This window comes from Streptomyces sp. NPDC043861 (assembly GCF_056435905.1).
In genome coordinates, this window is sequence record NZ_JBWKDP010000012.1 from 174,635 (window position 1) to 201,223 (window position 26,589).

The following is a 26,589-nucleotide window of genomic DNA, read 5'->3' on the forward strand; positions in this document are numbered from 1 at the left end:
GGGGGTCCCTCCGGACGGAGTCCAGGGGGACGTCGGATCGCCGCGTAACCCCGGTGAAACGGTCAGGCTAAGGTTAGCCTCACCTAAGTGATTGACCAAACCGACGGCAGCGGCCGTGCGGTGGGGCCAAGGGCCAACAGCACTGTACTCAGCGGCGGTTGCTCCTGGCGTGGCGTTCCCGGTTCGGTCGCGCAGGCCGCCGCACCGTCCCGGAACAGTCGGCACGTCGGTGACCGACCCCCCGGGGAACGACCGGGGGTCGGCCGAGTCCGGGCGCCCGTGCGGCTCGCCGCCACCGGATCAGGGCTCATGGACGGGACGTGCCTGCTCGAGCCCTGCCCCGGTACGGCGCCGAGCAGTTGCCGGGGCGCAGCGTGGGCGACCGGTGACTGTCTCGGTCGGCCGCCTGCACGAAGTCCCGTACCATGCCCGTTCACCGTCGCCGGCACGCCGTGCCACACGGCGGCGCGCAGGGCGAACCCGCTCACTCATGCGGTCCCGCAGGCTGGATTCGCCCCCGCGAGGGACGGCCGGGACAGCCTTCAGCCGCACGGACGACCGGGATAGTCCTCGCTCTCCGGTGCCCCGGCCTCGCGCATACGGCGCAGGACCTCGTCCAGGGGCGCGTCATCCACATCGACCGGGATGTTGAACTCCCTGTCGAAGACGAAGACTTCGTCCGCGGCTGCGTACCAGATGGCCCAGCGGGGCGGGGAGGCGGGAGCCTGCCACAGGAACGAAAGCTGTTCCAGGCTTTCTGCTGTCCGCTCGCTCATGGCTTCCGTCCCTCCGTCGCCGCGCGTCCGTCGACGACGGTCGCCACCACCTCGATGTCACCGATCCGGGAGGGATCGACGCGCCGCGGGTCGTCGCCCAGCACCACGAGGTCGGCGCGCTTGCCCGGGGTGAGGCTCCCCGCGCTGTCGTCCCACCGGCAGGCGTACGCACCGGCGACCGTGTAGGCGCGCAGTGCCTCGTCGACGGTGATGCCCTCGTCCGGGCCGATCAGCCGACCGGAGACGGAGGCGCGCTCGACCATGAACTGGACGGCCCGCAGTGGCGATCCGTCGGTGACGGGCCGGTCCGAGCTGCCGACGAGCGTGACCCCGTGGTCCAGGAACCCCCGCCCCCGGTACATCCAGGGCGCCCGGTCCTCGCCCATCACTGCCGCGTAGTCGTCACCGAAGTAGCGCAGGAAGTTGGGCTGGACGACCGCACTGACTCCCAGACGGGCGAAGCGCGGAAGCTGGTCGGGACGGATCAGCCCGGCGTGCTCGACCCGGTGCCGCGCGTCCGGGCGGGGCCGTAGTTCCTGCGCCCGTTCAAGGGCGTCGAGCGCGACGTCGGCTGCGCGGTCGCCGATGGCATGGACGGCGAGCTGCCAGCCGGCGAGGTGACCGTCCACGATGAGGTCCGTGAGCCGGTCGGGGTCGTCCTGAAGCTGCCCGGCGTGGGTCATTCCCTCGTACGGTGCGGTGAGTGCGGCAGTACGGGCCATCATGCCGCCGTCGGTGTAGATCTTGAGCGCGCCCACGGAGAGCCAATCGTCGCCGAACCCGGTGCGCAGGCCGAGGTCGAGGGCGCGGGGGATGCCGTCGGCGGTGTGCGAGGCCACCGGGTGCAGTGTGTCCCCGGCCACCATGAGCTGCACCCGCAGGGGCAACCGGCCCTGCTCCCGGGTGAGCTGATAGGCCGCCAGCTCGACCGGACTGTGGCCGAACAGGGAGCCGCCTATGCCCGCTTCCGCACAGGCCGTCACACCCTCCGCCAGACAGCTCCGGGCCGCGCGCTCGATCGCGTCCGCGAGCTCCTCCTGGGAGTACGGCAGCCGGAGCGCCCGTGCGGCGCTCATGGCGCCCTCGACGAGAAAGCCGTCCTCGTGGGGGACATGCGCGGGAAGCAGGTCCAGCACGGCGCTGTTGACCACGCAGCCGTGTCCGGAGTCGTGCATCATGAACACCTTGCGCCCCTGGCTGACCCTGTCCAGTTCGGCGGCGGTCAGATGGCGTCCCAGGGCCCGCTGGTCGTATCCGGCGACGTCCACCCAGGCGTCGCGCGAGCTCTTACGGGCGACGGCCTCTTCCACGACCGCGAGCACATCCTCGACCCGCTCGCACGGTGCGACACTCGGGGTGCTCGCCTTCAGCCCGGTCCACGCGAGGTGGACGTGACTGTCGATGAACCCGGGCAGCACGGTGGCGCCCTGGAGATCGATGACCTCGCGTGCGGGCAGGGACGTCACGGCCTCGTCCAGCCCCACGATCCGGCCCTGCCAGATGCCCAGGTCGTGGGCGACCGGGTGGTCCGGGTCCATGGTGAGGATGTGCGCGTTCGTCAGCCTCGTGCACAGCAGCATGGGCAGTCCACCGTCCTCAGGGGGTTTCGGCCATCACGGCGTCGGTGGCGGCCGCGGTTGCGGTGGCCGCGCCGTCGTCGGGCTCGTACCGTCGGGGCGCAGCAGGAACCATCAGCGGCGTGCCGGTCTCCGGGTCGTCGATGATCCGGCAGGGCAGTCCGAACACGTCCTCGACGAGCTCGGCGGTCATGACGGTCGCCGGGTCGCCCTCGGCCGCAACCGTGCCGCCGGCCCGCATCACGACGAGGTGGGTGGCGTAGCGGCACGCCTGGTTGAGGTCGTGCAGGACCGCGACGACCGTGTGGCCCTTGCGCGCGTGGAGTTCGGCGCACAGGTCGAGCACCTCGACCTGGTGGGCGATGTCCAGGAACGTGGTGGGCTCGTCGAGCAGGAGGATGGAGGTCTGCTGGGCCAGGACCATGGAGAGCCAGACACGCTGGCGCTGGCCGCCGGACAGGTCGTCCACCGGGCGGTCGGCGAGTTCGAGCACCCCGGTCTGGCGCATCGCCTCCGCCACGGCCGCCTCGTCCTCGGCCGACCACTGCTTCAGCAGACGCTGGTGCGGATAGCGGCCACGGGCCACGAGGTCGCCGACGGTGATGCCGCCGGGCGCGTTCGACGACTGGGGGAGCAGCCCGAGGCGGCGTGCGACGTCGCGGGAACGGTACGAGGATATGGCCTTGCCGTCGAGCCAGACCTGCCCCGCCTTCGGCGTGAGCATCCGCGACAGTGCCTTGAGCAAGGTGGACTTGCCGCAGGCGTTCGGTCCGATGATCACGGTGAAGGAGTGGTCGGGGATCTCCACCCCGAGGGAGGTGGCCACCGTCCTCTGGTCGTAGGAGAGCGTGAGGTCCTCGGCGCGGAGCCGGGGCGTCGGGGCGTTCTTTGCAGTCATGCACGGCTCTTTCGCGACTCGGTGATCAGCAGCCAGATGAGGTAGAGCCCGCCGATGGTCCCGGTCGCCGTACCCACGGGCAGGAGCGCGGGTGCGAAGGCTCGCTGCACGACGAGGTCGCTCAGGGCGAGCAGGAGGGCGCCCATGAGGGCGGACGGCAGGAGCGCGGAGTCGGAGGCCCGGGTCAGCCTCCGGGCCAGTTGGGGAGCGGCCAGGGCGATGAACACGATCGGGCCCGTCACCGCGGTGGCGAAAGCGGCCAGCGCGACGCTGATGACGAGGAGGGCCGCCCGGGTACGCGTCACGTTGATGCCGAGGGCCGTGGCGATGCCGTCTCCCATCTCCATCATGGAGAGGCGGCGGGCGAGGAGGAAGGCGAGCGGGAACAGGACGACGACGGCGAGACCGATGGTGTTCGCGTGGATCCACAGCCTGTTGCCCAGGCTGCCGATCAGCCACGCCTGGGCCTCCAGCGCCTCCTGCCAGCTGGCCCGGGTGATCAGATACGAGTTGACGGCGAGGAGCAGCGCGCTGACGCCGATGCCGACGACGACCAGGCGGAAGCCCTGCAGGCCCCGGCCCACCATGAGGAGGGAGACGGCGGCGGCGGTGGCGAGTCCGCCGATCAGCGCCCCGACCGCGATCATCGTCATGCTGCCGTGCAGCATGACGATGACCACCAGGGCTCCGGTGGCGGAGCCGTTGGTGAAGCCGATGATGTCGGGGCTGCCCAGTGCGTTGCCGGTCAGGCTCTGCAGGATCGCACCGCTGACCGCCAGGGCCGCGCCCACGCACAGCGCGGTCACCAGCCGTGGCATGCGCAGCGTGTTGACGATGAAGTCGGCGGCACCCGAGCCGTTTCCGGAGAGTGCCTGGAGGACCTCACCGACGGAGAGTTCGAAGTCGCCCGTGGTCAGGGTGAATCCCACGACGAGCACGAGCGCGGCGAACAGCGTCGCCGTCACGGCCACGCCGCGGCCGTGCATCCGTAGGGAGAGGCCGCCCCTGCGGACGACCAGCCCGGTGATCACCCGGGGCGTCGTGGGGGTCGCGATGTCGGGGCGCGGGTCGGGGACGGAGGGCCCTGCCTCCCGTACGGCACTCACAGCGTCTCCTCTTTCGCTTCTCCGCCCGTGAGGCGCAGAAGTGCAATGTTGTGACCCAACTGCGGGACGGCGGCCCCGCGTGCGTCGCTCACAGCGTCTCCTCGTTCGCTTCTCCGCCCGCGAGGCGCAGTGCAGTGTTGTGACCCAACTGCGGGACGGCGGCCCCGCGTGCGTCGCTCACAGCATCACCAGCTTTCGGCGACGGCACAGCGCGATGAACAGGGGTGATCCGAGGAACGCGGTGACGATGCCGACCTGGATCTCGCCCGGGCTTCCGAGCACCCGGCCGAGAACGTCGGCACCGATCAACAGCACAGGCGCGAACAGCATGGAGTAGGCCAGCATCCAGCGCTGGTCCGGGCCCACCACGAAGCGGGCGACATGCGGTACGACCAGGCCCACGAAGGCGATCGGACCGGCCGCGGCGGTGGCGGCGCCGCACAGCAGCATGACGGCGACGGCGCCCAGTACCCGGGTCCTGCCGACGTTCACGCCCAGAGCGCGCCCCATCTGGTCGCCCATGGCCAGGGCGTTCAGGGACGGGGCCAGACCGAGCGCGAGGAGCAGGCCCACGGCGACGAAGGGCAGCACGACGAGGGAGATGTCCATCGTGCGGCCCGCGAGGGCACCGACCGTCCAGAACCGGAACTGGTCGAAGGCACGGGGGTGGAGCAGAAGGATCGCGGAGTTGACGGCGAAGAGCACCGCCGTCACCGCCGCGCCGGCGACGACGAGCCGGTCGGGGGTGGCCAGGGTGCGTCCGGAGGAGCCCAGGACGTAGACGAGCACCGACGCCAGGGCCGCACCGAGGAACGCGAACCACACATAGCCGAGGGCCGTGCCCACGCCGAAGAAGGCGATGGCCACGACCACTCCGGTGGACGCGCCGAGACTCACCCCGAGCAGCCCCGGGTCGGCGAGCGGGTTGCGGGTCAGCGACTGCATCAGCGCGCCGGACAGCCCGAGGGCCACGCCGACGAGCAGACCGAGGAGGGTCCTGGGGATCCGGTACTCATGGATGATGACCGAGGTCTCCGACCCGTCGGGCTGCCACAGCACGCCCCAGGTCGAGGTGAACGGGATTCCTCTGGTCCCCATCCACACACTGAGCAGCCCGACGAGGACCAGGGCGGCCAGGGTCACGAGAAGACCGAGACCGCGCAGTGCGGCCACGGAACGGCGGTTCCCCGGCAAGGCCGGGCTGTCGGCCCCGCCCGTTGGTGCCGTCTTGGTTTCGACCGGCAACGACAACTCCCCCTGGCAGCGGCTCACGCACGAGACGCCATGCGAGACAACACATATGACGTGACGACAGACGGTGACTTAGGTGAGGCTAACCGAAGGCGCTCCGCAGGGTCAACGCGCCTGCCGCCGTCGACGCGGACGACGAGCCCAGGTGCGCCGGGCTCCGCAACCCGCACGGCCTTGGCAGCTCATCCGATTAGAGTAGGCTTACCTAACTATCAATGTCGTCGCGGAGGTCTGCATGCCCGTGGGGGGACCGTACGAGGGGGGTCCGACGGGGGGCCTCGTCCTCCGGAGAACGATCAGGGGCCAGCGCCGACGGGTCCTCGGGGCATCGCTCCTCGGCATGGCCCACCAGGCGTGCGAGGCCCTCGTACCCGTAGTGATCGGTGTGATCATCGACAGGGCCGTGGCCACCGGCTCCTCCGCCGCCCTCCTGCGGTGGCTGCTCGTCCTGGCGATCCTCTTCCTCGTCCTGTCCACGTGCTACCGAACCGCCGCGAGGATCACCGACGGGGCGGGCGAGCACGCCGCGCACCGGCTCCGTCTCGACCTCGGCACCCGGGTGCTCGACCCCCGTGGCGGAGCCGACACCGGACGGCTGCCCGGCGCGCTGACGGCCGTCGCCACCGGTGACGCCACCCGAGTCGGAGCAGTCGCGGCCGCAGTGCCGTACGCGATATCGGCGCTCGCCGGACTGGTCGTCAGCGCGGTGGCACTGCTTCGCGTATCGGTGCCGCTCGGCCTGCTCGTCCTGCTCGGCGTCCCGCCCCTCCTGTGGCTCGGCCACCGGATCAGCCGGCCCCTCGAGGAGCGCAGCGAGGTCGAACAGGAGCGCGCCGCGCACGCCTCCGGTGTCGCCGCCGACCTCGTTGCGGGTCTGCGGGTGCTGAAGGGCATCGGGGCGGAAACCGCCGCAGTGTCCCGGTACCGGCGCACGAGCCAGGACTCCCTGGCCGCGGCACTTCGGGCCGCCCGCAGCCGGGCCTGGCACGACGGTGCGATCCTCGCCCTCACCGGTGTCTTCATCGCGGTCATCGGGCTTGCCGGCGCGCATCTGGCCATGCGCGGCTCGATCAGCGTGGGGGAACTGGTGGCGGCCGTCGGACTCGCCCAGTACCTCCTCGGCCCCTTCCAGCTGCTCACCTACGTCAACGGCGAGTTCGCGCTGGGCCGCGCCTCCGCCGACCGGATCGCCGAGGTACTCGCCTCGCCGCACGCCGTCGCCACCGGGCAGGAGTCCCTTCCCGGCACGGTCGCCGGAGGTGTGCGGCTGCGCGGGCTCGGACAGGGCGCCCTGCGCGGTGTAAACCTCGACATCGCCCCCGGCTCCGTCCTCGGCATCGTTGCGAAGGACCCGGCGGCGGCACACGACCTGTTGCTCTGCCTGGGCCGGGAACTCGACCCCGACGAAGGGGCCGTCGAACTCGACGGCGTACCGCTGACCGAGCTGGACCCGGAGAGCGCCCGCCGGGCGATCCTCGTCGCCCACCACGACGCCGACCTGTTCGAGAGCAGTCTGCTCGACAACGTCCGGGCAGGATCCGACGCCCGGGAAGCGGACCTCGCGCCCGCCCTGGCCGCGGCCGCGGCCGACGACGTCGCTCGGGCCCTCCCCCAGGGTGCGGAGACCCTCCTCGCCGAACGCGGCCGCTCCCTGTCCGGCGGTCAGCGCCAGCGGGTGGCCCTGGCCAGGGCGCTCGCCGCCGACCCCCCGGTGCTCGTCGTCCACGATCCGACGACCGCCGTCGACACCGTGACCGAGTCACGTATCGCCGTCCGCCTGAGGGAACTCCGGGACGGCCGTACGACGATCCTCGTCACCACCAGCCCCGCGCTGCTCGCCGCGACCGACCGCGTGGTGATGCTCGACGGCGGCGCCGTGGCCGCCGAGGGACGGCATCCGGAACTCGTCGCCTCCCACGAGGCGTACCGCTCGGCGGTGCTGGCATGACGGACGAGAAGAACGGCCGCCCGGTGAACGACGGAGGACGCGAGATGACCGAAGCCCGTACGGTCGAGCACGGCGATCGCGAGCTGCTGCCCACCGCGACCGGCACACAGACGTTCGCCGCCGTCCGCGCGCTGCTGCGGCAGCACCGGCTCCTGACCGCGCTGGCGCTCACGGTGCTCGTCGCCGGCACGGGCATCGGGCTGATGACCGCTCCGCTGCTCGGACACATCGTCGACCTGGTCGTCGCGCGGAGCGGAGCGAGTGCGCTGACCGTACCGATGACCCTCCTCCTCGCGGTGGCCGTGGGCCGGGGCGTGACCACCGCGATCGGCCACTCCCTTGTCGCCCGCCTCGGCGAGACCGTCCTCGCGGATCTGCGCGAGCGATTCGTCGGACGGGCACTGCGCCTGCCCCTGGAACGAGTCGAGCAGGCCGGATCGGGCGACCTGACCTCCCGGGTCACCGGCGACGTCACCATCATCGCCAAGGCCGTACGCCAGGCGCTGCCCGAGTTCGCGGCGGCTCTCCTCACCATCGCGCTGACGCTGGTCGGACTCGCCGTACTGGACTGGCGCTTCCTGCTCGCCGTGCTGCTCGCCGTGCCGGTGCACGTCCTGACGGTCCGCTGGTACATACCGCGCGCCGCGTCCGTGTACGCCGAGCACAGGGTGGCGAGCGGAGCCCTTCAGCACCAGCTCCTCGACAGCGTCGGCGGGGTCCGCACCGTCCGGGCGTTCCGGCTCACAGGCAGTCACGCGCAGTCGCTGGAGCGGCGGTCCGGGGATGCCGTCGACCTCGCGCTGCGCGGGATCCGGCTGGTCTCCGGCTTCTTCTCCCGACTCAACGCGGGAGAGTTCATCGGCCTGACCGGGGTCCTGGTGACGGGCTTCTTCCTGGTGGACAGCGGCTCGGTGAGCATCGGTACGGCGACGGCGGCGGCCCTCTACTTCCACAGCCTCTTCAACCCGATCAACGCCGCACTCTTCCTCATCGACGACGCGCAGTCGGCCGGCGCGAGCCTCGCCCGCCTCGTGGGTGTGTCGAACCTGCCGGCCGAATCCGAACCCCGGTCCCGGAGCACGTCCGGGAACGAGGCCGTGTCGGTGGACGGATCGGTCAAGGTCTCCGCGCTCAGCCACGCGTACGTTCCGGGGCACCCTGTGCTCAGCGACGTCGATCTGGACGTCCGCAGCGGCGAACGGGTCGCACTGGTGGGCGCAAGCGGTGCCGGAAAGACCACCCTGGCCAAGCTGGTCGCGGGCGTCCACGAGGCGTCCGGCGGTTCGATCGTCCTCGGTGGGGTCGAAGCCCGCGAACTGGGCCCGGCCGGTGTCCGGCGCGCGGTGACGCTGATCAGCCAGGAGGTCCATGTGTTCGCCGGGCCACTGGCCGAGGATCTGCGGCTGGCCCGCCCGGAGGCAACGGACGAGGACGTGCGCTCGGCACTGGCCCAGGTCGACGCCCTGGACTGGGTGGAGGCGCTCCCCGACGGACTCGCCACCGTGGTGGGTGAGGGCGGGCACCGTCTCACCGTGACCCAGGCACAGCACCTGGCCCTGGCCCGCCTGGTCCTGGCGGACCCGCCCATCGCCATCCTGGACGAGGCCACCGCCGACGCCGGAAGTGCCGGGGCCCGTGTGCTCGAGACGGCCGCCGTGCGAGCCCTGGAGGGCCGTACGGGCCTGATGGTGGCCCATCGCCTCCCCCAGGCCGCCACTGCCGATCGCGTCGTCGTGCTCGACCAGGGCCGGGTCGTCGAAACCGGCACGCACGACGAACTGGTCGCGGCGGGCGGCCGTTACGCCGCGCTCTGGTCGGCCTGGTCGGACAGTCGCCGAAAGCCGCCAGAGGAGGCGTGAGCGACCCGGCACGTCCTTGGGCGGCCGCCCTTCGCCAAGCACTCCGCAGGATGGAGCACCTTCTCGCTGCGGTACGCGCCACGGCGGAGCCCGGCCCGGGCGGGTCGTCGGATGCCGCTGTCGGATTCGCCACGGCTCGTCGTGCGTTCGGAGTGCCGGACGTCCAACGGGATGCGACACGGCTGCGCATCTCGGCCCGTCCTCGGCGCTCGGCCACGGCTGCGGCTGCGGCTGCGGCTGCGGCTGCGGAGACGATGCCCATGACCAAGGCGTGCAGCGAGCGGAGGTCTCCTCCGGCTTGGTCGTCCTGCCCGCCGCTGGGGCGTCGGGCCAACCGGGGCCCGGATGTTGCCCGCACGCGGACACGGGCGCACGAAGGCACGAAGGCACGAAGGCACGCGGTGACGAACACCTGGTCCAGCACGCCGAATTCGCCGTCGGCCGGGACGCGCCGGCGGAGGAGCTCGGCCCGCACACCCCGGTCACCGGCTCCGGCAACGGATCACTGTCGGCGACGATGGCTAACGTGATCTTATGAGTTCTTCCCTGAGCGTGTTCCTGCTCGACCCCAAGGTCGCCCGCGGCTTCGTCGGCTCCCGTGACGACGAGTTGATCCAGGCCGTCCACGGCAACTTCCGCGACGAGATGGCGTCGGACGACAGCTGGTTCTCCTCCGCCATCGCGAACGGCGCCCCCACCGCCGCCGATGCGCTGCACGCGGTGGTGCACGGCGGGCCCTTCGACGAGAACCGGCAGCACGCCTTCCAGTACGGCTACGCCTACAAGCGACTGTGCTCCCTCACCGGATCGTTCCTCGACAACTCCTGCTTCTGCCCGTTCCGGGGCGACTGGCTGGAGCTCGTTGACGAGGGGCTCGAGGCGCTGCGGATCACCGCGGTGTCGGTGGCGGAGTTCGGCAGATACCGCGGCCTGCCCGACCCCGTCCCGTCCTACGACCTTCCGCGCTGCGGCGAGTGGACGCACGACCGGTGCATTACGGCGCTGGCTCAGTTCGAGCAGACCGAGCGGGACGGCCACGCCCCGCAGCTCGATCCCGAGGTGCTCGACGCCGTCATGGACGTCGTCACCTGGCTGCGCCAGGCGCAGGCGCGTCCCGGCTTCGGGATCGTCGGCTTCGTCTCCTGAGGGCTGTCCGCCGCGGGCCTCGAGGCGGGGCGCCGGACCTCAGGGGGCAGGGGTTGCCACGGGCCGACGGCCGGAGGGCGTACCACCGGCGATCTGTGCCGGGTGCCGCCCGGGGCCACCGCAGCAGGAGGGCCCCGGAGTCACCCGGCTGCGGTGAGCAGCGCCCCAAGGCATCGACAGGCTCTCGGCGGGAAGCAGGACGCCGCCCGCGGAGAGGACTTCTCAGCGGGCGGCGGTGCGTGCGACGGGGGCGACTCTGCGGGTCAGCCCTGCTGGGCGAGGAGGCTCTTGGGGCGCAGGTCGGTCCAGTTCGACTCGACGTGGGCGAGGCACGCCTCCCGCGTGTCGTCACCGAAGACGGCCCGCCACCCGGCCGGTACTTCGGCGAAGGAGGGCCACAGCGAGTGCTGGCCTTCGTCGTTCACCAGGACCAGGAACCGGCCCTGCGGGTCCTCGAACGGGTTGGTGCTCATGCGTCGTCACTCCTCGTGGACTTTACGGTGAACAGCTCGGAGAGCGGCTGCTCGGGGTCGGCCGCTGCGGTGCGCAGCAGTGTCTGAAGTTCTTCGGCGAGCTGCCGGGCCTTGTCCGGGCCGAGCAGGTCGGCCGCGTGGATCAGCTCGCAGTGCACCGGACCGTCGTCCTGCGGCTCGTAGAAGCTGAGGGTCAGCTCCGCCCGCGCGCTGCCGGTCGGTACGGCGTGGAAGGAGCCCATGCCGCCCTCCAGCTGCCCGAGGTCCGCCTGTTCGTGGTGGATCACCATGACCTGCGGTCCCTGCGGGGGCAGTCCGGTCGCCCGGACAACCGCGTCGAACGGCAGATCCTGCCGGTCGAGGGCGCTGAGTGTGGTCTCCCGCACTCGGATGAGCAGCTCCGCGAAGGTCGGGTCGCCCGCCGTGTCGGTGCGCAGCACCACCGTGTTGAGGAAGCAGCCGACGAGGTCGGCCAGCTGGTCGTCGCTGCGGCCGGCAACCATCGTACCGATGGGCAGGTCGGTGCCCGCGCCGTGGGCGGTGAGCAGGGCGGCGAGTGCCGAGTGCAGCACCATGAACATGCTGGTGCCGGTCGCCCTGGCCAGTTCGTCCACGGAGGCGTGCAGCTGCTCGTCCAGGACGAAGCCCACGTAGTCGCCGCCCTCGGCCGACGGGCGCGGTCCGTCCGTCGGGAGCGCCAGCTCCCCCGGTACGTCCTTGAGCATCCGGCGCCAGTAGGCCAGCTGCTGACCGCCGCGGCTGTCCGGGTCGGCGAGGTCGCCGAGGACCTCGTGCGCCCAGCGGGTGTAGTCCGCGTACGTCACCGGCAACGGCTCCCACTCGGGCGCCCGGCCTGCCGCGCGGGCCGCGTAGGCCGTGGTGAGGTCGCGGAACAGCGGAACCACCGACCACTCGTCCACCGCCAGGTAGTGCATGGTCAGCAGGACTGCCTGGCCGCCCTCCGCATCCGTCAGCAGGCGTGCCCGCAGGGGGGCCTCCCGCTCGAGGTCCGGGGTCCGTGCGGCGAGATCCGCGAGGCGGGTGTCCAGGTCCGTGCACCGGTCGAGCACGAGGGCCGGGGCCTCGGCCGGCCGCTGGAACACCGTGCCGTCGTGCTCGGTGAACGCCGTGCGCAGCGGCTCGTGACGAGCCACCACATCGGCGAGGGCCTCGGCGAGCGCGTCGGCGGACAGATCGCCGCCGGGCGAACGCAGGACCAGCGCGTGGTCGAAGCCAGGGGTGCGGCGGTGCGACTCCCACTGCCAGCGCTGGACCGGCGCGGCCGGCAGCGGGCTGCCGTCCGCGTCCTCGGTGGGCCGCAGCGCCGGGCGGGCGGCCGCAGCACCCTCCAGCTTGCCCGCGAGACCGGCGACCGTCAGTGCGTCGAACACGTCCCGGATGCTCAGTTCCACTCCGAACTCCGCGCGGATGCGGCCCAGAAGCCGCATGGAGGCCATGGAGTGGCCGCCCAGTGCGAAGAAGTTGTCGTGCACGCCGACGCTGTCCAGTTTGAGGATCTCGCAGAACAGCTCCGCGAGGCGGGCCTGCGTCTCCGTGGCCGGGCGGGCGTCGCCCGTCATTGCGGACCAGTCCGGCGCGGGCAGCGCCTTGCGGTCCAGCTTGCCGTTGGGGGTGAGGGGCAGCAGGCCGTCCAGCACCACGACGAGGGCGGGCACCATGTACTCGGGCAGCAGCCCTGCCACATGGGCGCGCAGCTCCTGCGGGTCCGGCTCCCCCGCCTCGGGCACCGCGTAGCCGACGAGGCGCACGATGTCACCGTCCCGGTCCGGCAGCACGGCGGCCTGCGCGACCGACGGGTGCGAGGCGAGGGCCGCCTCGATCTCCCCGAGCTCGATACGGAAACCGCGCACCTTGACCTGGGTGTCGACCCGGCCGAGGAAGTCGAGGTTGCCGTCCCTGCGCCAGCGGGCGCGGTCACCGGTGCGGTACATGCGGCTTCCGGGCGGGCCGAAGGGGTCCGCGACGAAGCGCTCCGATGTCAGCCCTGCCTTGCCGAGGTAACCGCGTGCCAGGCCTCGTCCGGCGACGTACAGCTCGCCCACCACACCCGGCGGGACGGGCCGCAGGCCGTCGTCCAGGACGTAGCACCGGGTGTTGGGGTCCGGGCGCCCGATGGGGACCCGGCCGGAAGGCCGGCCGGCGTGCTCGCGGGCGGGCCACAGCGTGGAGTTGACCGTCGCCTCGGTGAGGCCGTAGGCGCAGATCAGGTGGGCCGTCGCACCGAAGCGTTCGAACAGGTCCGGCGGAACCGTCTCCGTACCGACGAGGACGGTCGATCCCTCGGGCAGCTCGCATCCCGGCGGCAGCGCCGACACCAGGGACGGCGGCAGGATCATATGGGTGATCCGCTGGTCCGCGAGGAAGTCGGTGAGCGCGGGTCCGGCGACGCGTGCCTCGTCGGTGATGAGGACCAGTCGGCCGCCGTGGCACAGCGCCATCGACAGCTCGAAGGCGAAGACGTCGAAGCCGATCGAGGCGAACTGGAGCACCCGGCTGTCGCGTTCCAGGCCCATCCGGTCGACGGCGGTGGCAACCAGGCTGGCGATGCCCTCGTGCGGGACGACGACACCCTTGGGGCGGCCGGTCGACCCGGACGTGTAGATGACGTACGCGGCCTGGTCCAGGCCGACCGGGCCTGCCTCGACGGCAGTGTCCGGGAGACCGTCCAGCTCGGCGGCCACCGACGGCTCGTCGAGCAGCGCCACCGGTACGCCCGCCACATCGGGGATCTTGCCGGCCACCGGCTCGGTGCCGACGACCAGGGCCGCGCCCGAGTCCTCGATCATGTAGGCGAGCCGGTCGGCCGGGTGGGCCAGGTCGAGCGGCAGGAACGCGGCGCCCAGCTTGAGCGTCGCGAGCACCGTGGCGATCATGTCGACGGAGCGGGGTACGGCGACGCCGACCACGCTTTCGGCGCCCACACCACGCGAGGCCAGGAGCCGGGCGATCCGGTTGGAGCGGGCGTCCAGCCGCTCGTAGGTCGCCGAGCGCGAACGGTCCACGACGGCGACCGCGTCGGGCCGCTCGGCAAGCCGCTGCGCGAACAGGGCGGGCAGGGTCTCCTCGTCGACCGCACGTGGGGTGCCGTTGAAGCCCTCCAGGACCAGGTGGCGTTCGTCGGCTGCGAGGATCTCCGCCTGCGAGACGGGCTCTTCGGGTGCCGCGACGAGGGCCGCGACGAGCGCCTGGAGCCGGTCGCCGAGCCGCTCGGCGGTCTCCTGGTCGAACAGCTCGGTGGCGAACTCGAGGCGGCAGACCAGCGAGCCCGCGGAGCCGTCGGTGCCCGTGTGCTCGGTGAAGCTGAACACCAGGTCGAACTTGGCGGAGCGGATGCGGAACGGCACGTAGTCCACCTGGAGTCCGGCCAGTTCCAGCTCGTCCCCGGTGCGCGCGTGGTAGCCGACCATCACCTGGAACAGTGGGTTCCGGGAGAGCGAGCGCGTCGGGTTGAGCTTCTCCACGACCGACTCGAAGGGAACGTCCGCGTGGGAGAAGGCCGCGAGGTCCGTCTCCCTGACCCGGCCGAGGAGTTCGGTGAAGCTGGGGTCGCCGCTCAGGTCCGTACGGAGCACGAGGGTGTTGACGAAGAAGCCGACCAGGTCGTCCAGCGCCTCGTCGCTGCGTCCCGCGATGGGCGAGCCGAGGGGGATGTCCGTCCCGGCGCCCATGCGGTGCAGCAGGGCGGCCACGGCCGCCTGCACCACCATGAACATGCTGGCGCCGGTCTCGCGGGCGAGCCGCTTCAGCCCCTCGTGGACCTCGGCGTCGAAGTCGATGTCCAGTTCGGCTCCGGAGAACGAGGGGCGAGCGGGCCGGGGCCGGTCGGTGGGCAGTTCGAGCTCTTCGGGAGCACCGTCCAGCGTCCGGTGCCAGTACTCCAGCTGCCGCGCTGCCAGGCTGTCCGCGTCGGCGGGGTCGCCGAGCAGCTTCTGCTGCCACAGGGCGTAGTCGGCGTACTGGACGGGCAGCGGCTCCCAGCCGGGGGCCGTGCCGGTGGTGAGGCGGGCCGCATAGGCGGTGGCGAGGTCGCGCAGGAACGGGCGGTCGGACCACTCGTCTGTGGTGATGTGGTGCAGCAGCAGGATGACGACATGGTCGTCGGCCGCGATCTCCACGATCGTGGCCCGCAGCGGCAGCTCGGCGGCGAGGTCGAAGGGCCGGTTGGTCTCCGCGTCGACGATCCCGGGCACCTCGTCCTCGGTGGCGCGGACGTGCTCGACCACCGGCCGGGCCTGTCCGGCGGGCAGGACCCGCTGGAACGCCTGCCCGTCGCGGTCCTCGAAGACCGTACGCAGCGCCTCGTGACGGTCCGTCACATCGCCGAGGGCGGTGCGCCACGCGTCGATGTCGAGGGTGCCGCGCAGCCGCATCACCAGCGGGAAGTTGTACGCGGCCGAGGTGCACTCGATCTGCTGGATGACCCACAGCCGCTGCTGGGCGTGGGAGAGCGGCAGCTCGGCGGGCCGCTCACCGGCGGTCAGCGCCGGCCGGGCGGCGCCGGCACCGGAGCGGGCCGCACGCTCCACCAGTTCCGCGACGGTGGGCGCCTCGAACAGGTCGCGGATGGCGAGTTCGGTGTCGAGCGCGGTGCGGGCGCGGCTGACCAGGCGGGTGGCCAGGAGCGAGTGGCCGCCCAGTTCGAAGAAGTCACTGTCGATGCCGACGCTGCCCTCGGGCAGGCCGAGCACTTCGGCGAAGAGGGCACAGAGCGTCTCCTCTCCCGGTGTGCGGGGCGCGCGGCTGGGGCCCGTACCGCCGAAGTCGGGTGAGGGCAGCGCCCTGACGTCGAGCTTTCCATTGACGGTCAGCGGCAGCGTCGCCACGGCGACGAGCGCCGAGGGGACCATGTAGTCCGGCAGCCCGGCCTTCAGGTGGTCGCGCAGCTGCTGGAGCAGGTTCTCGCCCGCCTCGGTGCCGTCCTCCGGTACGAAGTAGCCGACCAGGCGCTTCGTACCGGTGGCCTCGTTCACGACCACGGCGGCGTGTGCGACCTCGGGGTGCGAGGACAAGGCCGTGGCGATCTCGCCGAGCTCGATGCGATAGCCGCGGATCTTGACCTGGTCGTCGGTGCGGCCGAGGAAGTCGAGCAGGCCGTCGGGCCGCTGCCGTACGAGGTCGCCGGTGCGGTACATCCTCTCGCCCGGCTCGCCGAACGGGTCCGCGACGAACCGCTCGGCGGTCAGGCCGGGTCGGTCGTGGTAGCCACGGGCCAGACCGGTGCCGGCGATGTACAGCTCGCCGGGGCAGCCCGGCGGGACCGGCCGCAGCATCGCGTCCAGGACGTAGGCACGGGTGTTGCGGATGGGCAGGCCGACCGTGGGGGTCGCACTGTCCGTGGTGGAGCCGCCGAGCGTGTTGATCGTGTACTCGGTCGGCCCGTACAGGTTGTAGCCGTACGTGCCGTCGGTGCGGCGCAGCTTCGTCCACACCGTGTCGGACACGGCCTCGCCGCCGAGCAGGACGAGGGCGGGACGGTGCTTCCCGGCGGTCTCGTCCCGGTCGAGGAGGCCCTCCTCGATGAGCAGCTGGGCGTAGGTGGGGGTCACGTTGACGACGTCGACGCGGTGGCGGTCGCAGTAGGCGACCAGGGCCTCGGCGTCGCGGCGCAGCTCCTCGTCGCAGACATGCACCTCGTGGCCCTCGACGAGCCAGAGCAGCTCTTCCCAGGACATGTCGAAGGCGAAGGACACGGTGTGCGCGATGCGCAGCCGCCGCCCGCCGGTCGAGGCGATGGCCGGGTCGAAGATCTCCTTCTGGTGGTTGAGCTGCATGTTCGTCAGTCCGCGGTACGGGGTGACGACGCCCTTGGGCTTGCCGGTCGAGCCGGAGGTGTAGATGACGTACGCGGGGTGCTCCAGGCGGTCCTCGAGGCCGTGGGCGAACGCGGGACGTTCGGCGTCCGTGATCCCACCGCCCGGGAGTCCGGCCAGTTCGGCCGCCACGGCCTCGTCGTCCAGGAGGAGTTCGGGCGCAGCGGGGCCCGCGTCACCGCGCAGGCTCGGGGCCACCGCGGTCGTGGACAGCAGGCAGAGCGGTCGGGTGTCCTCGACCATCAGCCGGAGCCGGTCGGCGGGGTGGTCCAGGTCCAGCGGCAGGTACGCGGCGCCCGTGCGCAGCACGGCGAACAGCGCGGCCACCATGTCGATGGAACGCGGCAGCGCGAGCGCCACTGCCTTCTCGGGTCCCGCACCACGGGCGAGCAGCAACCGGGCGAGCCGGTTGATGTGCGCGTCGAGTTCGGCGTAGGTGAGGGCGCGCTCGCCGAACACCAGGGCCACCGCGTCCGGGGTACGGGCCACCTGAGCGGCCAGCATGTCGGCGACGGTCTCGTTCGGTACGGGCTCCCGGCTTCCGGCCCATTCGGCGGCGAGGGACTCCCGTTCGCCGGGCAGCAGCAGGTCCAGTGCGCCGACCCGGGTCGTCAGGTCGCCGATGAGCCGTTCCACGAGGGCGCCGAAGCGGTCCAGCGTGGCCGTGGCCTGGTCGTCCTCCACCAGGTCGGGGCGGTACTCCAGCTTGACCTGGACCGTCTCGGCCGGGTTGACGATCAGGGTCATGGGGTAATGGGTGGCGTCGACGCTGCCCACTCCCGTGATGCCGTGGCGCTCGGTCAGCTGCCGGAAGGCGCTCTCGTCGGCGAAGTTCTGCAGGACGTACAGCGTGTCGAAGAGGGTCGGGTGGCCGCCGGCGCGCTGGAGTTCGGCGAGCCCCAGGTACTCGTGGTCCATCAGGGCGACGCGCTCGGTCTGGATCCGGCGCAGCAGGTCACCGACCGGCTCGGCGGGGTCGAGGGTGATGCGCTGGGGCACGGTGTTGAGGAACATGCCGATCGTCGTGTCGACCCCGGGCACATCCGCCGGGCGTCCGGCGACCGTGGCGCCGAACACGACGTCGTCGCGTCCCACCGTGGAGGACAGGACGAGCGCCCACGCGGCGGAGAGCACCGCGTTGATGGTCAGCCCGTGCTCACGGGCGGACGACCGCAGCCGGTCGCTCAGCGGGCGGCCAAGGCTGAGGGTGCGGCGGCGCGGGATGGTCGGTTCGTCGCCGCGCTCGCGGGCGACGAGGGTCGGCTCGTCAAGTCCGGCGAGGGCGCCCCGCCAGGTCTCGCGGGCCGCGTCGAAGTCCTGCTCGGCGAGCCAGCTCAGGTAGTCCCGGTAGCTGCCTGCGGCGGGCAGGCCGCTGTCGTCGCCGGCGGCCGCGTAGAGACCGAGCAGTTCGTCGAGGAAGAGGGACTGGGACCAGCCGTCCCATGCGACCAGGTGGTGACTGAGCATCAGCCGGTCGGAGGTGTCGGTGAGCCGGATCAGGGTGAGCCGGAACAGCGGGGGCGCGGACAGGTCGAACCGCTGCCGCCGGTCGGTGTCGGATATCTCGGCGAGCCGGGCCTGGCGCTCGGTCTCGCTCAGCGCGGACAGGTCGATCTCGGTGAGCGGCGGGGGCAGCTCGGTGGCCGGGCAGACGAACTGCACGGGTTCCGGCAGACCGTCGCTGACGATGCCCGCGCACAGGCTCGGGTGCCGGCGCAGGAGCGTTCCGATGGCGGCGCGCAGCCGGTCGGCGTCGAGCCTGTGGTCGAAGTCGAAGGTGTCCTGTGCGGTGTAGACGTCCAGCGCGGTCGTGTCGTAACTCGCGTGGAAGTAGATGCCTTCCTGGAGCGGCGACAGCGGCCAGATGTCTGCCACGGGTGCCGTGCCGGCACGCTCGACCCGCTCGATGTCGCTCTGGGTGAGGGCGACCAGTGGCACGTCCGAGGGGGTGAGGGCGGGCCGGGCGCCGGGCGTGGCGGTTCGGGCCACGAGGTCGCGCAGGGCATCGGCCCAGGCACGGCTCAGTGCGTGCACGTCCTCGTCGGTCAGGGCGTTGCCGTCGGGCCAGGTCCAGGTGGCGCGCAGCTCGGGGCCGTTCGGAGTGTCCGCGCACACGGCGTTGACCTGGAGCGGGTACGGCAGGGCGAGGTCGGCATCGGGCTCGACGGCGAGCGCGTCGGACTCGACGGCGGGCGCCCAGTCATGGGTCTGATCGGCGGGCAGCCGGCCGAAGTAGTTGAACAGAACCTGGGCGCTGGACAGTTGGGCGAACACCGGGGCGAGCTGCGGGTTGAGGTAGCGCAGCATGCCGTATCCGGCGCCGGAGTCCGGGGCCGACCGCACGGACTCCTTGACCTGCTTGAGGGCGTCGAGCGGATCGTCGGCGGCGGGCAGGCGCACCGGGTGGAGAGCGGTGAACCAGCCCACGGTGCGGGAGAGGTCGGCGTCGGTGCCGTCGCGTCCGTGGCGTTCCAGATCGACCAGCAGGTCGCCGTCGACCGGCAGGCCGCCGTCGTGCGCCGCACGCCACCGGGACACGGCGAGCCGCAGCGCGGCGAGCAGGACCTCGGTCACGTCGGCGCCTGCCGCGGCGGGCACGGCGGTGAGCAGCGCCCGGGTCTCGTCGGCGGGCAGTGTGACGACGTGCTCCCGGGCCGTCCCTGCCGTACCGGTGCGGGTGGCTCCGGCCACCAGGTCGGCTCCGGGTGCCAGGGTCCTGGCCCAGTAGGGCAGTTCGGCCTGCCGCTGCGGGGAGGTGGCCTGCTCGGCGACGTCCCGGGCGAACCGTCGCAGCGAGGTCGGCACCGGCTCGAGGTCCGGGGACTCGCCTCGTACGACGTCGTCCCACGCGGCGGCGAGGTCGCCGAGGAGCACACGCCAGGACACGCCGTCGATCACGAGGTGGTGGATGACGAGCAGCAGTCGGCCGGGACGGTCCGCACCGGCGTCGAACCAGACGGCCTGCACCGTCACACCCCCGTCGGGGTCGAGCCGGTTCGCGGCGGCGTCGGACTCCTCGGTGACGATCGTGCGGAGTGCTGCGTCGTCGAGGCCCCGTACGTCCACGCGGTGGAGCAGTCCTGCCGCATCCATCGAGCCCGCGGGCATCGTCCGCGCGGACCAGAGGGCGGGGATCGCCGGGCCGAGGTCCATGCGGGTGAGGGTGAGGCGCAGGCCGTCGTGGTGGTCGAGGACCGCCTGGAGGACGCGCGTCAGCTTCTCGGTGTCGGCGGCGGCGGGCGCCTGGAGCAGCATGGAGAGGTTGAAGCGGCCGATCGTACCGCCGTCCTCGCGGAGCTGGTGGACGATCGGCAGGAGGGGTACGTCGCCCACGCCGTCGGAGTCGGCGACCACCGGCAGTGCGGTGGTCTCCGTACCGGTGAGGGTGGCGGCCAGGGCGGCCGGAGTGCGGCGCTCGAAGACGTCGCGCGGGGTCACCGACAGACCCGCCTTGCGGGCGCGGCTGGACACCGCCATGGACAGGATGCTGTCGCCTCCCAGGACGAAGAAGTCCTCGTCGGCGTCGACCCCGTCGATGCCGAGCACCTCGGCGAAGATGCCGCAGAGCCGCTGCTCGTAACCCTCGCGTGCGGTCGCGGTGCGGCTCTGCCTCCTGCGGACCTCGGGGGCCGGCAGGGCCTTGAGGTCGGTCTTCCCGCCGGGGGTGAGCGGCAAGGCGTCGATCCGTACGAAGTGGCTGGGCACCATGGGCGCGGGCAGCGAGCCGCTCAGCGCGGCGCGCACGGCCTCGGTGTCCAGGTCCCGCGCACCGGAGGCCGGGACCAGATAGGCCACCAGTTGCTTGACTCCCCGCTCGTCGTCGCGTGCCACGACGACGGCGTCGGCGACGGCCGGCTCGTCGCGCAGCCGGGCCTCGATTTCCCCGAGCTCCACCCGGTTACCCCTGATCTTGACCTGGTGGTCGGTGCGCCCGAGGTAGGCGAGCACACCGTCTCCACTGAACTGAACCATGTCTCCGGTGCGGTACATCCGCTCCCCCGGACCGCCGAACGGATCGGCGACGAAACGCTCCGCGGTCAGCGCGGTGCGGTCGTGATAGCCGCGGGCCAGTTGCGCGCCCGCGATGTAGAGCTCGCCCGGCTCGCCGTCGGCGACGGGGCGGAGGTGCCGGTCGAGGACGTACAGCCGGGTGTTCCACACCGGCCGCCCGATGGGCACGGTGGCCTCCCCGGCCGACTCGGCGCCCGCTTCCCAGCTGGTGACCTGGACGACCGCCTCGGTGGGGCCGTACACGTTGTGCAGGGGCACGCCGGTGCGCTCCTGCCAGCGCCGCGCGAGCGGGACCGGGAGTGCCTCGCCGCCGCTGAAGGCGCGGCGCAGGCTCGCCCACCACGGGGCGCCCGGCACGTCCTCGGCGAGCAGGGCGGTGTAGAGGGAGGGCACCAGATCGACGTTGGTGACCTGCTCGGCGCGGATCAGCTCGGCGAGGTAGGCCGGGTCCCGGTGGCCGTCCGGCTTGGCGACGACCACGGTGCCGCCGGTGAGCAGCGGTACGAAGATCTCCTGGACGGAGGGGTCGAAGCTGGTCGAGTACTGGTGCAGCACCCGTTCGCCGGGACCGAAGCCGAACTCCTCGGCGGTCCAGGCCAGCTGGCCCACGACGGCCCGGTGCGGGACCACCACGCCCTTGGGCACGCCGGTGGAACCGGAGGTGTACATCACGTACGCGGCGCTGTCCGGGTCGACCGGCGCGAGTGCGGCGACGGGAGCGGTCGCGGCCCCGGCGGCCGTCTCGGCACCGTCGAGCAGGACCGGGGCCACGCCGTCGAGCGCGGGCAGCTTCGGCAGGGCGTGCCCGGTGGTGACGACGATCCGCGCACCGGAGTCGGACAGCATGTGGCGGACCCGGTCGGCCGGGTAGTCCACGTCCACGGGCAGGTAGGCGGCGCCGGCCTTGAGGACGCCCAGCAGGGCGACCAGGGCGTCGGCGGAGCGGGGCACCGCTACGGCCACCACGGACTCGGCGGTCACCCCGCGGGCGGTCAGCCGGTGCGCCAGCGCCTCGGCGCGGGCGTCGAGTTCGGCGTACGAGGTCCGTCCGTCCTCGTGGATCAGGGCGACGGCGACGGGGGTGCGGCGCACCTGCTCGGCGAAGGCGCCGTGCACGGTGCCGGCGGGCAGCTGCCGCTCGGCTCCGGCGAGGGCGGCGAGGGTGTGGCGCACATCGTCCGGGGACTGGGCGGCGATCCGGCCGACCGGCAGCTCCGGGTCGGCGGTGACCTGCTCCAGCAGGGACCGCAACCGGCCGGCGAAGCGGGCGGCGGCGCGGGCGCCCAACCGGGCCGGGTCGTGGTCCAGCTGGAGCCGGAGCGTCTCTCCGGGCAGCACGGTGAGGGCGAGCGGGTAGTGCACGGAGTCGCGGATCTCGGAGCCGAGGACGCGCACCGTGCCCTGCGGGTCGGCCAGGTCGCCCGCCTCGGGCAGGTTCTCCACCACGACGAGCGCGTCGAACAGGTCGCCGCGGCCGACGGCCCGCTGGATCTCGGCGAGCCCGAGGTGCTGGTGATCGAGCAGTTCGGCCTGGCCGTCCTGGAACCGGGCGAGGACTTCGGCGAGGGGCTGCTCGGGCCGCCAGCTCAGCCGGGCGGGCACGGTGTTGATGAGCAGGCCGACGAGGGTCTCGATCTGCTCCACGGGGGCCTGGCGGCCGGACACGGTGGTCCCGATGACCAGGTCCTGGGCGCCGACGACATCGCCGAGGACGAGGCCGAACGCGCCCTGCACGACGGTGCTGAGGGTGAGTCCGAGGCGGCGGGCCCGGGCGGTGAGCGCCTCGGTGTGCTCGGCGGACAGTTCCAGGTCGATCCGGCCGGTTTCGGCGCCGGCCGTCGCATGGGCGCGTACCGGCAGTCCGGCGGGTGCGTCGAGTCCGGCGAGGGCCTCCCGCCAGGCCGCGCGGGCCAGCTCCCGGTCACGCCCGGCCAGCCAGCCGGTGTATGCACGGTAGGCCTGGTCCGGGGTGGTGGCCGTGACGGGGGTGCCGGGCCGGTAGCCGTCCAGCAGTTCCCGCATGACCAGGGAGACGGACCAGCCGTCGACGATGATGTGGTGCATGGTCAGGAGCAGCAGGGAGCGCTTCCCGTCGAGTCGGACCAGGGCCGCGCGCATCAGCGGCGGGGCGCCGAGATCGAAGCCGCGGGCGCGCTCGGCGGCCGCGATCTCCTCGACGGCGGCGGTCTGCCGGGCCGGGTCCTGGCCGGTCAGGTCGGTGAACTGCCAGGGCAGGGCGACGTCGGAGGCGATGACCTGGACGACGGGGCCGTCGGGGTGCTGGCGGAAGGCCGCGCGCAGCAGTGGGTGACGGTCGAGGAGGCGCTGGACGGCGGCCCGGAGGGCCTCGGGGTCCACGTCACCGCCGAGTTCGACGGTGTCCTGCACGGCATAGCCGTCGGCGCCGTCCCGGTCCATGGCGGCATGGAAGAAGAACCCTTCCTGCAGCGGCGTGGCCGGGACCACGTCCAGCAGTTCGCCGAGGCCGTCGGCGAACTCGGCCCGGTCCTCGGCGCTGAGCGGGACCAGGGAGAACGGCTCGGGCAGCGCGGCGGCAGCCTGCGGCCGGGCCGGGGCGTCCCCTGCGGCGCGGGCCAGGGCGGCGACGGTCCGGAGCCGGAACACTTCGCGGGGGCTGATCGCGAGACCGGCCGCCCGGGCCCGGGTGACCAGCTGGATCGCGACGATGCTGTCGCCGCCGAGCTCGAAGAAGCTGTCGTGGACGCCGACCGAGGGAAGTCCGAGGACGTCGGCGAACAGGTCGGCGAGGGCGGCCTCGGCCGGGGTGGTGGGGGCTGCGGCACCGGCCATCGCGGTCCACTGCGGGTCGGGCAGGGCGCGGGCGTCGAGCTTGCCGTTGGGGGTCAACGGCAGCGGCCCGTCCAGACGGACCACGGCCGAGGGCACCATGTAGTCGGGCAGGCCCTGCGCGGCCTCGGCACGGGCGGCGGTGACGGCGGCTTCGGCGGCGGCGGTGTCCAGGGCCGCTTCGGCGACCAGGTAGGCGACGAGCCGCTTGGCGGCCCGCTGGTCCTCGCGGACGAGGACGGCGGCCTGGGCGATGCCCGGGCAGGCCATGAACGCGCTCTCGACCTCGCCCGGTTCGATGCGGTGGCCGCGGATCTTGATCTGGCCGTCGGCGCGGCCGAGGAAGTCCAGGTTGCCCTCGGCGCTCCAGCGGACCCGGTCGCCGGTGCGGTACATCCGGGTGCCGGGCTCGCCGAACGGGTCGGCGACGAAACGCTCGGAGGTCAGTCCGGCACGGCCCAGGTAGCCGCGGGCGAGGCCGCGCCCGGCGACGTACAGCTCGCCCTCGGCGCCCACCGGGACCGGCCGCAGGGCGGAGTCCAGGACGTAGGCGCGGGTGTTGGGGTCGGGCTCGCCGATCGGGGCGGGGCCCTGCCAGTCCGGACGCGCCAGCCACAGGGTGGAGTTGACGGTCGCCTCGGTGAGGCCGTACGCCACGACGATCTGCAGACGGTCGGCCCAGCGGGCGATGAGCTCGCTCGGCACCGCCTCGGTACCGACCACCAGGACCGCACCCTCGGGCAGTTCGCAGTCCTGCGGCAGCGCCGAGACCAGCGAGGGCGGCAGGATCATGTGGGTGGCCCGGTGCTCCGCGATGTAGTCGGTGAGCGCGGGGCCGGCGACGCGGCGTTCGGTGGGGACGACGATGATCCGGCCGCCGACGCACAGGGACATGATCAGGTCCCAGACCGTCACGTCGAAGCCGACGGAGGCGAACTGGACGACCCGGCTGTCCGGGCGGATGCCGATGCGCTCGGTGGCGGTGGCGATGAGGCTGCCGACGCCGTCGTGCGGCACCACGACGCCCTTGGGCCGGCCGGTGGAGCCGGAGGTGTAGATGACGTACGCGGCCCGGTCGAGCGGGATGTCCAGGCCGAGGGCGGCCGGGTCCTGCGCGGCGAGGCCGGCGGCGGTCTCCGGCTCGTCGAGCCGGAGCAGTTCCAGGCCGGGGAGCTCGGGCAGGCCCTCGGCCTGCTCGCGCGCGGTGACGACGGTGCGGGCACCGGCGTCCTGGAGCATGTAGGCGAGGCGGTCCTGCGGGTGGTCGGAGTCCAGCGGCAGGTAGGCGGCGCCGGCCTTCATCACGGCGAGCAGGGCGGTGACGAGCTCGGGCGAGCGGGGCAGGGCCACGCCGACGACGTCCTCGGCCCCCACGCCGCGGGCGGCGAGCAGCCGGGCCAGGCGATTGGCGGCAGCGTCCAGCTCCGCGTAGGTCAGTTCGCGGTCCTCGCAGACCAGGGCGACGGCCTCGGGGCTGCGGCGGACCTGCGCCTCGAAGGCCGCGGGCCAGGACAGCTCCGGGGAGTCGCTCGGGGAGGCGCCGAAGTCCTCCAGCAGCCGGGCGCGCTCGGCGGCGGTGGTGAGTTCGAGGTGGCCGATGCGCCGGCCGGGCTCCTGGGTGAAGGCGTCGAGGAGGGTGCCGAAGCGCTCCTGGTGGACGACGAGGCCGTCCTCCGTGCACTGGTCGGCGTCCACGTCGAAGAGGACGCGGATGGCGCCGCGGACGGACTCGCCGACGCTGACGGCGAGGTCGCTGACCGCGCCGAGCCACTGGGGGCGCAGGTCGGAGTAGTGGTCGCGGAAGCGGAGCCAGTCGGTGCCGGGGAGGACGTTGACGGTGGGCCCGACGAGTTCGGGGACGCCCTCGACCAGGCCGAGTTCCTTGGCCAGGTCCTCGGCGCGGAAGCGGCTGTGGGCGACGGCCTCGCCGACGCGTTCGTCGGTCTGGGCGAGCAGCTCGGCCACGGTCATGCCGGGGTGTACGGCCAGCCGCAGCGGCAGGATGTTGGAGACCATGCCGGGGATGCCCAGGACGGCGCGGTCCTGCCGGCTGGTGACGGGCATGCCGAGGACCAGGTCCTGCTCGCCGGTCGTCCGGTGCAGGTAGGCGGCCACGGCAGCGATCAACAGCCGGGACACCCGGACTCCGCAGGCCCGGGCGGCGGCCTTGAGGCGGTCGGTGTCCGCCACGGACAGCTCGGTGGTGCGCCGGTAGCGGCGCGAGATGATCTTCTGGCCGGGCTCGACCAGCCGGACCGGTCGTGGCCGGTCCTCGAAACGCTCCAGCCAGTACGCCCGGTCGGCGGCGTACTCCTCGGTGGCACGGTAGGCCTGCTCGGCGGCGGCGAGCCGGGTCACGTCCCAGTGGACGGGGGCGACCGGCCGGGCGCCGGTGTAGATCTCGCCGGCCCGGCGGGAGAGCAGGCCGATGCTCAGGCCGTCGATGACCAGGTGGTGGTAGCACTGGTGCCACAGCACCCGGTCGTCGGCGAGCCGAAGCAGGGTGTGGGAGAACAGCGGGCCGTCCGCGAGGGCGAGCGGGCGCGCGCGGCGGACGCTCATCCAGTCCCAGGCGGCGTTCTCCGGGTCGGTGTCCGCGCGCAGGTCGACGACGTGGACGTCGACGGGAAAGCGGCGGGGCAGTTGGAGGGGAGCGCCGTCCCCTGTCGTTTCGAAGACGACGTGCAGGCAGTCCGCTTCCTCGACCACCTGCCGCACGGCGGCGGTCAGGCGGTCGAGGTCCACGTCACCGCGCAGTTCCAGGGTGAACGAGACGTTGAAGGCCGAGCTGTCCGGCTCGATCTGCTGAGCAAGCCAAATTCCGGATTGCCCACCGGTGACGGGTACCCCGGCGTCAGAAGTCCGGTCCGACTCGGCGTCAAACATCGTTCAGAAGGCCCTTCCC

Annotated in this window: 10 protein-coding genes; 3 read left to right on the top strand and 7 right to left on the bottom strand. The window is 72.6% G+C overall.

Features of this window, described 5'->3' with window-relative positions; translation table 11 throughout:
- Window positions 1-542: 542 nt before the first annotated feature.
- The 5 genes from AC068D_RS25940 to AC068D_RS25960 form a co-directional block, all read right to left on the bottom strand.
- Window positions 543-776 (bottom strand): hypothetical protein, encoded by a 234-nt coding sequence (locus AC068D_RS25940; RefSeq protein WP_478825459.1) that lies wholly within the window; start codon window positions 774-776, stop codon window positions 543-545.
- Complete coding sequence (locus tag AC068D_RS25945; protein ID WP_478825550.1) at window positions 773-2,353, bottom strand: amidohydrolase; 1,581 nt, start codon at window positions 2,351-2,353, stop codon at window positions 773-775. The genes AC068D_RS25940 and AC068D_RS25945 overlap by 4 nt, the downstream gene beginning before the upstream one ends.
- A 19-nt stretch (window positions 2,354-2,372) precedes the next feature.
- Window positions 2,373-3,251, bottom strand: a complete 879-nt coding sequence (locus AC068D_RS25950) for an ABC transporter ATP-binding protein (protein WP_478825460.1) — start codon at window positions 3,249-3,251, stop codon at window positions 2,373-2,375.
- Entirely contained in the window at window positions 3,248-4,357 is a 1,110-nt protein-coding gene (locus AC068D_RS25955) for a FecCD family ABC transporter permease (RefSeq protein ID WP_478825461.1), read from the bottom strand. Before AC068D_RS25955 ends, AC068D_RS25950 begins: the two co-directional genes overlap by 4 nt.
- Before the next feature lie 177 nt (window positions 4,358-4,534).
- Window positions 4,535-5,602 carry a FecCD family ABC transporter permease gene (locus tag AC068D_RS25960; RefSeq protein ID WP_478825462.1) on the bottom strand — a complete coding sequence of 356 codons (1,068 nt, stop codon included), beginning with the start codon at window positions 5,600-5,602 and terminating at the stop codon, window positions 4,535-4,537.
- Window positions 5,603-5,843: 241 nt separating this feature from the next.
- Between AC068D_RS25960 and AC068D_RS25965 the strand changes: the two genes are divergently transcribed.
- The 3 genes from AC068D_RS25965 to AC068D_RS25975 all read left to right on the top strand — a co-directional run bounded on the left by AC068D_RS25965 (window position 5,844) and on the right by AC068D_RS25975 (window position 10,561).
- Window positions 5,844-7,556 carry an ABC transporter ATP-binding protein gene (locus AC068D_RS25965; protein WP_478825463.1) on the top strand — a complete coding sequence of 571 codons (1,713 nt, stop codon included), beginning with the start codon at window positions 5,844-5,846 and terminating at the stop codon, window positions 7,554-7,556.
- 44 nt (window positions 7,557-7,600) lie between these two features.
- Complete coding sequence (locus AC068D_RS25970; protein ID WP_478825551.1) at window positions 7,601-9,415, top strand: ABC transporter ATP-binding protein; 1,815 nt, start codon at window positions 7,601-7,603, stop codon at window positions 9,413-9,415.
- 534 nt (window positions 9,416-9,949) lie between these two features.
- Window positions 9,950-10,561 (top strand): DUF7691 family protein, encoded by a 612-nt coding sequence (locus AC068D_RS25975; protein ID WP_478825464.1) that lies wholly within the window; start codon window positions 9,950-9,952, stop codon window positions 10,559-10,561.
- Between the two features lie 263 nt (window positions 10,562-10,824).
- Here the strand turns inward: AC068D_RS25975 and AC068D_RS25980 are convergent, their stop codons facing one another.
- Window positions 10,825-11,034 carry an MbtH family protein gene (locus AC068D_RS25980; protein WP_478825465.1) on the bottom strand — a complete coding sequence of 70 codons (210 nt, stop codon included), beginning with the start codon at window positions 11,032-11,034 and terminating at the stop codon, window positions 10,825-10,827.
- Window positions 11,031-26,570 (bottom strand): non-ribosomal peptide synthetase, encoded by a 15,540-nt coding sequence (locus AC068D_RS25985; protein WP_478825466.1) that lies wholly within the window; start codon window positions 26,568-26,570, stop codon window positions 11,031-11,033. Before AC068D_RS25985 ends, AC068D_RS25980 begins: the two co-directional genes overlap by 4 nt.
- Between the last annotated feature and the right edge of the window lie 19 nt (window positions 26,571-26,589).

Coding starts and splice junctions, on each gene's coding strand:
- AC068D_RS25940 (WP_478825459.1), bottom strand. CDS start 776: ATGAGCGAGCGGACAGCAGAAAGCCTGGAACAGCTTTCGTTCCTGTGG.
- AC068D_RS25950 (WP_478825460.1), bottom strand. CDS start 3,251: ATGACTGCAAAGAACGCCCCGACGCCCCGGCTCCGCGCCGAGGACCTC.
- AC068D_RS25965 (WP_478825463.1), top strand. CDS start 5,844: ATGCCCGTGGGGGGACCGTACGAGGGGGGTCCGACGGGGGGCCTCGTC.
- AC068D_RS25970 (WP_478825551.1), top strand. CDS start 7,601: ATGACCGAAGCCCGTACGGTCGAGCACGGCGATCGCGAGCTGCTGCCC.
- AC068D_RS25975 (WP_478825464.1), top strand. CDS start 9,950: ATGAGTTCTTCCCTGAGCGTGTTCCTGCTCGACCCCAAGGTCGCCCGC.
- AC068D_RS25980 (WP_478825465.1), bottom strand. CDS start 11,034: ATGAGCACCAACCCGTTCGAGGACCCGCAGGGCCGGTTCCTGGTCCTG.
- AC068D_RS25985 (WP_478825466.1), bottom strand. CDS start 26,570: ATGTTTGACGCCGAGTCGGACCGGACTTCTGACGCCGGGGTACCCGTC.